The sequence below is a fragment of the Streptomyces arenae genome, assembly GCF_022343545.1.
In the GTDB taxonomy this organism is placed as follows: domain Bacteria; phylum Actinomycetota; class Actinomycetes; order Streptomycetales; family Streptomycetaceae; genus Streptomyces; species Streptomyces humi.
Map to the genome: position 1 here is coordinate 126,165 of NZ_JAKQYH010000040.1, position 12,511 is coordinate 138,675.

Sequence of the window (12,511 nt, forward strand, 5' to 3'; positions counted from 1 at the left end):
GACGCCTCACCGGGCGCCGTCCTGGGCGGTCGGCACGCCTGGCCGCATAAGAAGGAGGCCACCGTGATCGCTCTCGGCATCATCCTGCTCATCGTCGGGTTCATCCTGCACATCAGCATCCTGTGGACGATCGGGATCATCCTGCTCGCCATCGGGCTCATCTTCTTCCTCCTCGGCTCCTTGGGACACGCTGTCGGAGGCCGACGCCATTACTGGTAGACCGCACGGAACCTGCCCCGACCAACGGCCCCACCACGTGCGGCCATGACACGTCGTCCGCCCCGGGACACCCGACACGCCACGGTCGGCCTCCCGCCCTGTCAACGGTGCGAGGCCGACCGCCCAGCCAGGGGCCGCCGACGGCCCACTCGTGCAATACAGCGCGTTCGGTCGGCGAGGAATGCCGAGAGTGCGAGGAGGAGTGCTCCCGCTGCGACGATGAGGGCGACCAGGAGCGCGCCGTCGACGCCGTGAGTCCCTGCGAGGTTGCCCGAGACGGCTTGTCCGGCAGCTGTACCGAGGGGGCCGCCGGCGGACAGGACGGTCATGGCGACCGCGGCCCGTCCGGCGGGGGCGAGGCGTTCGGTCAGTGCGTACAGGCTGATCATGTAGGGGGCGACGGTGAAGCTCGCGACTGCGACAGCGGCGGGGACGGACACCAGTTGTGCGCCGATGAAGAGGATCAGCATGCCCGCGCAGAGGATCGCGGCGAACGAGACGTAGCGGGCGCGCAGGGAGAACCTCTGCGGGAGCCAGGCGCAGGCGGTGCCGGCAAGGGCGCTGCCGATGCCGAACTCGGCGTAGACGAGTCCGGCAGCACCGGGATCGTCGATCGAGTTGGCGTAGACGGTGACGGCCGTCTGGACCGAGCCGAAGATCGCTCCCATGGCGACCATGGCGAGGAACATGACGGCCAGGGGGCGGCGGGGCAGGTACGGCTTGTCCTGCCGGCCTGATGCCTGCTGGCGCGTGCTGCGGTGGGCGTAGACGAGGGCAAAGGGGAAGGTGCTTGCTGCCAGCAGAGCCATCGTGGCGACAGCGGGCGCGAGGGGGCTGAGGGAGGCGAGCAGTCCGACGAGTGCGGGACCGGCGACGAAGCTCAGCTCGTCGGCGGACGCCTCGTAGGACATGGCCGGTGACAGTAGGTGGTGTTCGTTGCGGGACTGCACCAGTCGTGACCAGTGCACCCGTACCAGGGGGCCGACCTGGGGCTGAGTCAGGCCCACCAGCGCGGCTGCGGCTAGCATGCTCGCCCGGCTGCCGTGGCTCGCGGCCAGCAGGACCGTCCAGGCCCCGAAGTTGGCGATCGCAGCGGCCACGCCCACGGTCCGGTGACCGTAGCGGTCGGTCGTGGCTCCGACCAGGGGGCCGCCTATGGCGATGGCGATGCTCTGGGCCGCGCCGGCGAGACCGGCGAAGGCGTAGCTGTGGGTCGCTGCCTGGAGCAGGATGAGTGTGGACAGGGCCGAGGTCGCGTACGGCAGGCGGGCCAGGAATCCCAGGGGGAAGAAGCCGACACCTGCGACACGTAGCAGGGAGCGGTAGGACACGAAGTCTCCGTCGGGCACGTCGAGGGGACGCGCCACCCAGCCACCAACGCGTCGACGAGCCCGATTCTGATCATCAACCTAGCGGAGCCGTCCGAGCGCCGGACAGACCCTGGACGTGCGCACCGACGGCGCGTCCCGCTGGTGCTGCCGTGTCAACTGCCCGCTCCGGAACTCGTCTTGTCGCGATCAGCGATTCTTGTGTGGTCGGGGGAAGCCTGGTAGGACTGTGGCGCGCCGTCACCGTCACATGTTCGATTCTGCGGGGGTTTCGTGTGGCCGTTACGGCCTTGACGTCTTCGCCGCAGCGACGCCGGGGTGCGCCGCGGCCGGCCCGACAGCGGGTTCCCGTTGTTGTCAGGCGGGCCACGCAGCACGGGCTGGTGCTGGCCGCCGTCGCGGTGACCGTGCTGCTGTGTGCGACGGCGCTGGCCGTGCTCACGGCGCTGGCCGCTGGTTCGGTGCAGGCAGGGGCCGTACGGCGGCTGGCTGCCGACCTCGACGCGCAGGTGAACGTCAGCGCGTCCTTCCGGGCCGGTGGAATGGCCGCGGCCGACCGGGACGTGCGGGCCGCCGCTGACCGGGTGTTCGCCGGGGTGCCGCAGCACACGTACGTGGGGTTGCTGGGCATGTCGCCGGTCTCGGTCTCGGTCACGGGGGTCGGCGGGGTGGCCGGTCCGCCGCGTGCTCCCGGCGGCAGCGCGCTGCACCCCGTCGCCGTGCAAGAAGCGGGCAGGTTCGGGCGGTTGGTCGCCGGGCGGTGGCCCGCCGGTACCGCTGACGCCCCGGCCGGTGCGTTCACCTCGCTCCCCGATGTCCGGGTCGCCACCGGGTCCACCGCCCCGGTCGACGCGGCGGTGCCCGACGCGCTGGCCAGGCGCCTGGGCATCGAGCCCGGTGCCCGCCTTCAGGTACGGGACTCCTTCGAGCGGGCCATGACCGTGCGGATCACCGGCGTGTTCCGGGCGAGGCGTGCCGTCGGGTTCTGGCCCGCCATGGCCGGCGACCTGACCCAGGGGACAACCGCCGACCAGAAGCTGCTGGTGGTGTCGCCGTCCGCGCTCAACGGCAGCGCCGTCCTGAACGGGCAGCTCACGGCCCGCTGGAGTGTGCAGCCGGACTTCTCCCGTATCGACGCGGGCAGCCTCGCCGGGTTGCACGACCGGCTGCGCGCCTTCTCCGGCAGCCAGACCCGTGTGTCGGTGTTCCGCGGACGGCAGCCGTCACTGGCCGACCTGACCGTGGTCTCGGGACTGCCCGGCGCGATCGACGACCTCACGGTGCCGATGGTGGCGGCCCGGTCCTCGCTGTACCTGCCGAGCGTCATGCTGGCGGCCCTCGCCCTGGCCACGCTGGTGCTGGCGGCCCGCCAGCTGACGGCACGCCGACGCGACGAGCTGGTCCTGCAGCGGGCCAGAGGCGCCGGCACCGTGCGGCTGCTGCGCGGCGGGGCGGCCGAGTGGGCGCTCACCGGCGTCCCAGCCGCCGTCGCCGCGCCCTTCCTGGCCCGGTTGCTGCACCCCGGCGGCCTGGGCAGCGGCGCGTGGACGGCGGTGGCTCTGACGCTGCTGGTGCACGCAGCGGCGGTGCTGCTGCCCGTACTGCCGTCGGCGCGGTCGCGGCCGGGGCGCGGCGCACGGGCCGCCGCGGCGCAGCGGCTGGGCGCCGACCTGGCGCTGCTGGTCGTCGCGGTCCTGGGGTACCTCGAGTTGCGGCGGCATCACTCGTTGCTCGCCGGCCTGGGCACGGGCAGCGCGTCCGCCGACCCGGTGCTGGTCGTGGTGCCCACCCTGGTGGCCGGCGCCGCCGCGCTCCTGCTGTTACGACTGCTGCCGCTGACCTCCCTGCTGCTGGACGCGTTCGGCCGTCGCAGCCGGGGCCTGGTCCCCGCGCTGGCCGGCTGGCAGTTGAGCCGTCGGGCAGCGCGCAACGCGGGTCCGGTGGTGCTGATGTGCGTGGCCGTGTCGGTGAGCGCTTTCGCCACCACCGCGCTGGCCTGCCTGGGCGGCCTGGCGTCCGAGCAGGCCAGGTTCACCGTCGGCGCGGACGTGCGGATCTCCCCGTCCGCCGCCGACAGCTACCCCTCCCCCGTACTGGGCACCGCGTACCGGGCGCTGCCGGCGGTGACCGCCGTGACACCGGTGACGCAGACGACGGTGACCCTGCCCGGCGGCGCCACCGAGAACCTGGTCGGCACGATCGGCGGGCCCGCTCCCCGCACTCCGTCCCCGGCCGTCTCCGGAATACGGCTCGCCGGGCGTCCGACCGCGCTGCTGCTGGACGAGCGGCTGCGCAGCGACGGCAGCCGGGCGGCCCCGACCCTGGGACTGACCGTGCAGGACGCGTCCGGCCTCGTCAGCACGGTGACGGCCCGGCTGCCCGCCGCCGACGGCGCCAGGCACACCGTGGTGGTCCCCCTGGACGTGGCACTGAGCGGCGGCCACCGGCGGGAGTATCCGCTGACGGTGACCGCCGTCAGCGTCCTGCCGCAACCGGACGTGCGGCCCGCGCGGCTGGACCTGGAACTGGTCCGGGTGGGCGCGCGCGGCACCGCGGACACCTGGGTCACCCACCTGCCCGGTGGGCAGGTCTGGGCCGACGGCACGGACCACGCCTCGGACGCCACCGCGGGGGCGTGCAAAGGAAAACTGTCCGGTGGCTACGAGCCCGGTACCCCCGGGGTGTGCTCGGTCGTTCGCGGCGGCTCCGCGGTGCTGCGGACCACCGTCAGCACCGGCGTTCGGGCCTCCCAGGCCGTCGACGACGTCTTCGGCGGCGACCTGGCCGCCAGTGACTACGACACCCGGCCCGGCGGCCGGCTGCGGTTCGTGGCGGGTCCGTCGGGCCGGCCGGCACCGGTGCCGGTGCGCGCCGACGCCTCGGCGCTGAGCGACGCGCGCCTGGGCGTGGGCGGCACCACCACGCTGGAACTGGGCGGCTCCCGCGTCACCGTCAGAGTCGTGGGCCTGGTCGACTCGTTGCCCGGACTGGGCCGTGGGCAGGGGCATCTGATCGCTGATCAGCGCCGGCTCGCCGCCGCGCTGACGCGGGCCGGTGCCGACCAGGAGGATCCCGCGTTCTGGTGGCTCCGCAGCACCGACAGCGCACGCACGGCCACGGCCGTCGAGGCGCAGCCCGCGCTGGGCCGCGTCACCACCGCGGCGCGCACCGCCGTCGCTCTGCGGGCCGACCCGTTCCGCAGCGGGCTGCGCCGGGTACTCGAACTGGTCCGTTGTCTGGCCCCCGGTTTCGCGGTCATCGCCTTCACCGTGCACGCGGTGGTCTCCACCCGCCAACGGAGCAAGGAGTTCGCGTTGCTGCGGGCGTTCGGGGTCCGGGCGAGGAGCCTGTCCGCGCTGCTGGCCGCCGAACAGCTGGGGCTGGCGCTGTTCGCGGTGGTCCCGGGCGCGGTCATGGGTATGGCTCTGGCATCGGCGGTGCTGCCGCTGGTCACCGTGGACGACAGCGGACAGGCCCCGTATCCGCCGCTGCCGCAGGTCATGCCCTGGGGTACCGTCGCGCTCACCGCGGCGGCGACCGCCGTGGCCATCAGCGCGGTCGTGCTGGGCCTGACCCGGCTGTTGGCCCGCGTCGAACTGGTCCGTGTGCTGCGAGCTGGGGAAGACCGTTGAGCCGGGCAGCAGGACACGACCCGACAGGGCGGAAGGTGACGCGGCTCCGGGACGCGGGCGCGGCCGTGACGCGACCCCTCGGCGCGAGCGCTGCGGTGACGCGGCTCCTGATACGCCGGGAGACCCGCGGTGACCTGCCCCTGCTGGCCTGCCTGGCGGTGGTGGTCCTCATGCTGACGGCGCTCTGTGCCTGGGGGCCCGCCTACGCGGGCGGCCAGGAGGACCGGGCACTGCGCCAGCGTGTCGATGCCGCGCAGAGCAAGGCGCCCTTGATCAGCGTAGGCACCACACCCGAGGTCTTCGACACCGTACCGCCCGCCCTGCACACGGCTGATCTTCTCGACGCCGGCCGCGCTCTCACCGGGCAGCTCAGCACAGCGGCCGCGCGGCATGTGGGCATCACCGGCGGCAGCTACGAGTACGGTCAGGCGTCGCTGATCTCACCGCGGCCTCCGGGGCCGGCGAACACCAGCGCCCAACTGACCGTCAGTCATCTGCCGGTCGCGCGAGCCCACCTGCGATACGTCGACGGCCACGCGCCCGCCGACCACACACCGTTGGGCACCCCGCCCCAGATCGGGTTGTCGCAAGCCACCGCGCGGGCGCTGGGCGTCCGGGCCGGCACCCGCCTGACCGCTGAGTTCGCCAAGACGCTCGGGGTCCAGAACGCACCGCCCCGTGCGGTCCTCCTGGTGAGCGGGGTCTACCGCACGACGGCCGGGACCGACGGCTTCTGGTCGGGCCGGGAGTCGCTGGACCAGCCGTCCCGCTACGCGGCCGAGCACTCCGCCGGCACGGTGCTGGCCGTCCATGGTCTCGTCGGCCTCGACGCGGCCGACCTGCTGGCCGGCGCCGGTGTGGCCGGGCCGCGGGTGACCTGGCAGCTGCGCGCCGACCTGTCCGGGCCGGCCCTGGACCGGGCCCGCGCGCTGACCGGGCCGTTGTCTCATTACAGCGCCGATCTCAGCGCTGCCCTGTGCCAGGGGGCCGACCCGGTCACCGGCGACCTCGGCTGCCGCGTCGAGGGCCAGGCCACGGGGCCCCTGCTGGTGACCGACTCCCTGACGCCGCTGCTCACCGCCTTCGCCTCTCAGGACCGCCAAGCGAGGGACCTGGCGACGTTCGCCGTCGACGCGCTGGCCGCGGTCGCGCTGGCCACCGTCACCGTCGCGGTACGGCTTCTGCTGCGCCGCAGGCAGCCGCACCTGCGGTTGCAGCGTGCGCGGGGCGCGTCCACCGCGCGGCTGGTGCTGCTGCGATGCGCGGTGGCCTGGCCGGTGGTACTGATCGCCGCGCTGCTCGGCTGGGCGGCCGGAACGGCCCTCGCTCCCACCGGCACGACCGGATCGCCGCACCCCGCGCCCGCCGCCCTCGCCACCGCGGTGGTGGCGCTGACGGTGCCGCTGCTGACCTGGCTCGCGGTCCGTGAGCCACGGAGACCCGGCCGGCTGCGGCGCTCCCGCCGGAACCTGGCCGCGGGCCGGCGTGTGGTCCTGGAACTGACGGTGCTGATCACGACGGCGGCGGGCGTGGTCGCGCTGCGCTCCCAGGGTCCTGACGGCATTCTGGGCGCGGTGCCGGTGCTGGTGGCCCTGACCGTCGTACTCCTGCTGCTGCGGATCTACCCGCTCGTACTGCGGCGCGTGCTGCGGGGGACCCGGCGCGGACGGGGAGCGGTCGCCTTCGTGGGGGCGGCCCGTGCCGCCCACGACGCCCCGGCGACCGGGCTCGCCCTGTTCGTCCTGGTCCTGACTCTGGGAACTGCCGTGTTCGGCGGCCTGGTGCACCGTACGATCGACGACGGTCTGGCCACGGGGGCGGCCTGGAGCACCGGCGCCGACGCGAGCGCGACCGTGGCCGGGACCGTGACCTCCGCACCGGGGGCGGGCACACCGGGTGTACGGACCGCCCTCCAGCATCTGTACACCCTCGACCTCACGGGACAGGCCGACGGCGCCGTGATCTCCCCGGTCGCGGTGGTCACCGTGGATCCCGGGCAACTGGCGACCGTCGCGCCGAAGTCGCCCCTGGCCGGCACCCTGCTGTCCCGGCTGGCCACACCGGCGGGAACCCGAACCGGCGTGCACACCCCACTGCCATCGCTCCTCTCGCCCGACCTGCGGAGCAGAGAGCGCGCCGGCGGCTTCACCGCCACGGTCGTGCCCGCCGGGCAGCGCCCGCAAGACGTGACCTTCAAGCCGGTCGGCACCCTCACCACCGCAGAACTGCACGACCCTCTCCTCGGGCCGGTCACGGCACAGATCGCCGCCGGAACTCCGATCCTGATCACCACCGCCGACGCCGGGCACCCGATCCCCCGGCAGGCCTCAGGAAGCACCGTCCTGCTCCTGAAGAGCAGTGATACCGCCACCGCGGAACCAGCGGCACTGCGGTCGGCGGCGGTCAGGGCGCTCGGACCGTCGGCCCAGGTCCAGGTCCGCTCCGAGACGCTCCGGGCCCTGCGCACGGACGGTCTGACGCAGGGAGTCGGCACGGTCTACACCGTCAGCTCGCTCCTGGCCGCCCTGTCGGGCCTGCTCGCGCTCGTCCTGGAACTGACCCTCACCTCCCAGGAGCGCAGCCGCACCACCTCGTTCCTGCGCACCCTCGGACTCGGAGGCAGGGAGGCCGGGGCGCTGCACTTCCTGCAACTGCTTCCGCTGGCGACCGCAGCCGCGGTGGGCGGCACACTGCTCGGCCTGCTCGAACCGCGGCTCATGGCGGCGACACTGGACCTCCAGCAGTTCACCGGCGGCCCCGGCCAACCGGCGCTGCGCACCGACTATTCGCTGACCGTCGCCCTCGTCGCCGGTGTGACCGCGCTGATCCTGGCCGCCGCGGTCACCGAGACCGCCCTGACCCGCAGGCGCGGACTGGGAGCCGTCCTGCGCCTCGGCTGACGGCTGGGCGGGGGTCGGCGCCGGGCGATCACCGCGGGCCCCGCCGGCTGCCCGCTCCCGCGCCTTTCAGTGTTCGGTGTTGCCGCCGGCCGCCTCCCCCGCTTGGGATCTGGCCCGCCGCGCGGCCTCGTCGGGCCACACGCCGATGTGGTCGCTCTCCAGAACCAGCCGCACCCGCTTGCGCAGGTGCAGGCGCTCGGTGAACTCCCCCGGCAGCTGTAGCCGACCGCTGCCGTCCAGCACCGCGTACTCCTCGGCGCTGAGCACCTCGACGCCGTCCTCACCGGTGGCGACCCGGCGCAGCACCTCGGTCGAGGTGCGGCCGTCGCGGATCCCCACGGTGCGCTGCACCTGCTCGGACACCAGCGCGTCATGGGTGACCACGACGACGGTGACCCCCAGCTCCTCGTTGGCCCGGCGCAACGCCGCGAAGACCTCGTCACTGGTGGCGGTGTCGAGTTCGCCGGTGGGTTCGTCGGCGAACAGCACCCGCGGCTCGTTGGCGTTGGCGACGGCGATCGCGACCCGCTGCTGCTCGCCGCCGGAGAGCGTGTCGGGGGTGCGGTCCCGGCAGTGCCCCACGGACAGCAGGTCGAGCAGTTCCTCGGCACGGGCCCGGCGCCGCGAGCGCCTCATCCCGGTGTACGTCATCGGAAGCATCACGTTCTCGGCCGCCGTGAGGTAGGGCAGCAGGTTGCGGGCGGTCTGCTGCCAGACGAAGCCCACCGTGCGGCGCCGGTAGCCGAGCCGTTCGCGGCGCTTCATCGCCAGTAGGTCGTGCCCGGCGACCTCGGCAGCGCCCGCGGTGGGCGTGTCCTGGCCGGAGAGTATGCCCAGCAGGGTGGACTTGCCGGAGCCGGACGCCCCGACGACCGCGATCATCTCCCCCTCGGCCACGGTCAGGTCGAGGCCCTGCAGGGCCTGCACCTCGACGCCCTCGGTCTGGTAGATCCGCACCAGGTTCTCGCACACGACCAGTCCCGCCTCGCGTCCCGGGACGGCGGCCGTGGCCCGCCGGCGCAGCTCGTCCAAGTCCGGTGCCCCGGACGGCTGTTCCTGAACTGGCACACGGTCCCCCGTTGAGATGAGGTCTGCGGACAACGCTGTCAGACAGTCGCCAGATTAATGCGAAAAGCGTTACGAGGGGCGGGATCCGCCGACCGTCGGAGGCGCCGGCCCACGTCCCGGCTCCCTCCGCGGGGACGGGCAACGTCGTCAGCGGACCTCGATGATGCGGCCGTCCCGGAGTTCGAGCACGCGATCGGCCAGGTCAAGGAGTTGCGTGTCGTGGGTGGCGACCAGTGCGGTGACGGATTCGCTGCGGACGACGGCACGCAGCAGGTTCATCACAGTGAGACCGGTGTCGGCGTCGAGCTGGCCCGTGGGTTCGTCGGCGATGATCAGAGCCGGGTCGTTGGCGAGGGCCCGGGCGATCGCGACCCGCTGCTGCTGACCGCCGGACAGCTCGCCCGGACGCTGGCCGGCATGGTCGGAGAGGCCGACGAGGGAAAGCAGAAGACCGACGCGGGCTTCGCGTTCGCGGGCCGGGACCTTCCGCAGGCGCAACGGAACCCCGACGTTCTCGGCAGCGGTCAGAATCGGGATGAGCCCGAAGGACTGGAAGACGAAGCCGATGCGATCGCGGCGCAACGCCAGCAGGTCGTCGGCGCCGAGCCCTGCCAGGTCGGTGCCGTCCAGGAGGATCCGGCCGCTGTCCGGAGTGTCCAGGCCGCCGACCAGGTTGAGCACGGTGGTCTTGCCGGAGCCGGACCGACCTCGCAGAGCGACCAGTTCGCCGCGCGGCACGGTGAACGAGACACCGCGCAGGGCGTGGACGGCCGTTGCACCACTGCCGTACGTACGGCGCAGGTCCTCGACCACGACCGTCCCGCCGGCCGACGTCTCGACGTCCGCCACAGCGGCCTTACCGCTGGGCTGCTCGCGCATGTGTCCTCCCCGCCCTGCCCCGGCTGGGCTCGGCCGGAGCGGTCCTGCAACCGCAGCGTAGGGTAAGCCGGCCCGCCGCCGGAAGGTCGGCCCCCGGCACACCACCCGGCGGGCGCCGAGAGCCCGGGCCGGTGTGGTGCCGCGTGCCGTGTGCCGTGTGCCGTGTGCCGTGTGCCGTGTGCCGTGTGCCGTGTGCCGTGGTGCAACGGCAGGGCATGCGACACCGGGCGGGCACCGCACCCGCGCGTCTTCCCTCTTGTCTTACGTCCGCCCCTCGTCGGCTCGGTGCGCTGTGCTGAAGCGACGCTGATAGGCGGCGGGGCTGAGGGACAATTCCCGCACGAACACTCTCCGCATGCTCTCGTAGTTCGGGAATCCGGCAAGGTATGCCGTCTGCGTCGCGGTATGCCCCTGGTCGAGCAGAGATTTCGCCATGTCGAACCGGATCGTCTCCACATACCGGGCCGGCGTGGTGGACAGCTCTTCGCGAAAGAGCCGCGAGAGATGCCGGGGGCTCACATTGAGGTGTTTGGCGAGTTCGCCGAGCGAGTGGTTTCCCCCCGGATTCGCCGTGATCACGTCGGTGATTCTACGAACGGCCGGAGATCGGGGCGGCGGTCCCTGCAGCGGCGCGGAGAACTGTGACTGGCCGCCCGAACGCTGCAAATAGACCACCAGCGCGCGGGCCACGTCGCGGGTCAGATCAGGGCCGTGATCCTCCTCGACGAGTGCCAGTGCCAGGTCGATGCCGGCGGTAACGCCCGCCGAGGTGTAGGTGGTGCGGCGAAGGCCGCGCCCCGCCCGATCCGACGCCCGCCGCGAGGGCGAGTCACACGTTTCATCCCTCCGCCTGACCGAAGCGGTCACACGCGTGCCGGACGGTCACGTCAGCGACGAGGACTTCAACGCCGCCGCGGCCGTACTCACCGGGGACCAGATCTCGGCCATCGCCTGGCTGGCAACGGTGATGAACGCCTTCAACCGCGTCGCGATCACCAGCCGCTACCCCGTGGGCAGCTGACCTCGACGGTGAACGCCCTTGTCGGCGCCGGCAGCCGTGGGTTCGACGGCGGCAAGAGTTCGCTGGGAAATGACGGTACTGCCCGGCGACGATCGGGGGACGGCCTGCCGACCGAAGGGGCCTCTGACCTTCCAAGGTCGGTGGCCGCAGCGGTCAGTGGTCTGCCGCGTCGCCGCCGGACAGGACCGGGATCTAGCCCAAGAGGTGCGACAGCGGCTCGTCGCCCTTCGCCTGCGTCGAGTTCTCGGTGCACTGCTGGTTCTGCGGCGCCGACAGGATCGGCACGTCCTGGAGCACGGAAACCGGCACGACTCCGACGAGGGAAGCGGCGTCGACCTTGACCGGCACGCCGGCACAGATGTTGTTCAGCGAGCCCTGGACCAGGGCCGTCTGAGGGCTCAGGGCCCCATCGGTCTTGAAGTTGCCGACCGCCGTCTGGGCGTTGTCGCCGCTGAGACTCGTCGTTCCACTGTCGTTGTCACTGGCCATCGCCTGAGGAGCGAGCCCGAGCAAGCCGACTGCGAGCACTGTTGTGACGATCATCTTTTTCATGCTCTGTTCCTGCCCGGGCTGGAGAGCCAGTTCCTCCCAAACTCCTCGACATCACCCGATCGGTGGGCCGGAGGACCCCGGAGCCACGGACATTCGTGACCACGGGCACCGTCTCCATCGCACCGCCGATGCCCCGCAGATTCCCCAGCTCACGCGGCGTCACGACTCGGCAGATCGGTTCACTGGTGCAGGTGAGCCAGAGTCCCTTCGTTCACGAGGTAGGGGCGTTCACGGGGTAGGAGTTGCCGTGCGGTGTCCAGGTCTCCGTCCTGTACGTGCTCGTGGATCGCGTGGGCGAGCGATGTGACGTCGGTGATGGAGGCGGTCCACTCATCGGCGTAGAGACGTGCGGCTTCGCCGGCGAGCCCCATCTGGAGCGACCGGTGGGTGAGCGGCTGAAGGTGCAGGTCGCGTTCGGGGTCCCATTGCACTCGGGCCGGAGCCTGCTTCAACTGACGCTTCCACGTGGCGCGGTCGGCGTGAAGCCCATGCTCGTAGTGGGACAGGCAGGCGTGTTCCAGTGCCCATTCGAAGCCTTCCCGGGAGATCTCGACCGCGAGGACGGTCTCCTGCCCTTCTTTGGTGCCCCACCCGCAGCGGTACATCATCCACAGGAACGACGGCTTGATCCACGTCATCCGATCCCGCTTCCACACTGCCGGGAAACGGCCGTCCCGGGCGGCCGGCAGGCCGATCTCCGGGGCGTATGCCTGGTAGACGGTGACTGTGGAGTCCGTGTGGACGGCTCGAATCTGATATTTGGGTTCTGCCACGTTGACCAGAGTGGGCACACTGTTTCGCACGCGCCATCGAATTACCGCGGCGTGAGGCCATCAAGCCTGCGGTAGTGGCCGGGCGCGACTGTCGTGCCGATAACTCGCGCTGGGGGTGCCTCATCCCGGCGGGTGACCT

General features: G+C 72.3%; 9 protein-coding genes and 1 pseudogene. 4 read left to right on the plus strand and 6 right to left on the minus strand.

The window, feature by feature from the left end; all coding sequences use genetic code 11:
- Nucleotides 1-63 precede the first annotated feature (63 nt).
- Nucleotides 64-219 (plus strand): DUF6131 family protein, encoded by a 156-nt coding sequence (locus MB828_RS16755; RefSeq protein ID WP_165941719.1) that lies wholly within the window; start codon nt 64-66, stop codon nt 217-219.
- Nucleotides 220-320: 101 nt separating this feature from the next.
- Here the strand turns inward: MB828_RS16755 and MB828_RS16760 are convergent, their stop codons facing one another.
- Entirely contained in the window at nt 321-1,550 is a 1,230-nt protein-coding gene (locus tag MB828_RS16760; protein WP_301648881.1) for an MFS transporter, read from the minus strand.
- 380 nt (nt 1,551-1,930) lie between these two features.
- Between MB828_RS16760 and MB828_RS16765 the strand changes: the two genes are divergently transcribed.
- Nucleotides 1,931-5,179: an ABC transporter permease gene (locus MB828_RS16765; RefSeq protein WP_301648882.1), complete on the plus strand. Its 3,249-nt coding sequence runs from the start codon at nt 1,931-1,933 to the stop codon at nt 5,177-5,179.
- A 65-nt stretch (nt 5,180-5,244) separates the two neighbouring features.
- Nucleotides 5,245-8,079 carry a hypothetical protein gene (locus MB828_RS16770; protein ID WP_301648883.1) on the plus strand — a complete coding sequence of 945 codons (2,835 nt, stop codon included), beginning with the start codon at nt 5,245-5,247 and terminating at the stop codon, nt 8,077-8,079.
- A gap of 66 nt (nt 8,080-8,145) precedes the next feature.
- Here MB828_RS16770 and MB828_RS16775 read toward each other — a convergent pair whose 3' ends face one another.
- From MB828_RS16775 to MB828_RS16785, 3 genes and pseudogenes are all read right to left on the minus strand, one after another.
- On the minus strand, nt 8,146-9,147 hold the full coding sequence (locus MB828_RS16775; protein ID WP_430381393.1) for an ABC transporter ATP-binding protein: 1,002 nt from the start codon (nt 9,145-9,147) through the stop codon (nt 8,146-8,148).
- A 147-nt stretch (nt 9,148-9,294) separates the two neighbouring features.
- Nucleotides 9,295-10,026 (minus strand): ABC transporter ATP-binding protein, encoded by a 732-nt coding sequence (locus MB828_RS16780; protein WP_301648884.1) that lies wholly within the window; start codon nt 10,024-10,026, stop codon nt 9,295-9,297.
- Between the two features lie 261 nt (nt 10,027-10,287).
- Nucleotides 10,288-10,806 (minus strand): annotated as a pseudogene (locus MB828_RS16785) (GlxA family transcriptional regulator); the annotation flags it as partial.
- A gap of 91 nt (nt 10,807-10,897) precedes the next feature.
- Here MB828_RS16785 and MB828_RS16790 point away from each other — a divergent pair.
- Nucleotides 10,898-11,047 carry a hypothetical protein gene (locus MB828_RS16790; protein WP_301648885.1) on the plus strand — a complete coding sequence of 50 codons (150 nt, stop codon included), beginning with the start codon at nt 10,898-10,900 and terminating at the stop codon, nt 11,045-11,047.
- A gap of 192 nt (nt 11,048-11,239) precedes the next feature.
- On the opposite strand, the gene MB828_RS16795 is transcribed toward MB828_RS16790, so the two are convergent.
- Nucleotides 11,240-11,599 carry a rodlin gene (locus tag MB828_RS16795; RefSeq protein ID WP_301648886.1) on the minus strand — a complete coding sequence of 120 codons (360 nt, stop codon included), beginning with the start codon at nt 11,597-11,599 and terminating at the stop codon, nt 11,240-11,242.
- 179 nt (nt 11,600-11,778) lie between these two features.
- Nucleotides 11,779-12,372: a DUF4291 domain-containing protein gene (locus MB828_RS16800; RefSeq protein WP_301648887.1), complete on the minus strand. Its 594-nt coding sequence runs from the start codon at nt 12,370-12,372 to the stop codon at nt 11,779-11,781.
- Nucleotides 12,373-12,511: the final 139 nt, after the last annotated feature.

Coding starts and splice junctions, on each gene's coding strand:
- MB828_RS16780 (WP_301648884.1), bottom strand. CDS start 10,026: ATGCGCGAGCAGCCCAGCGGTAAGGCCGCTGTGGCGGACGTCGAGACG.
- MB828_RS16795 (WP_301648886.1), bottom strand. CDS start 11,599: ATGAAAAAGATGATCGTCACAACAGTGCTCGCAGTCGGCTTGCTCGGG.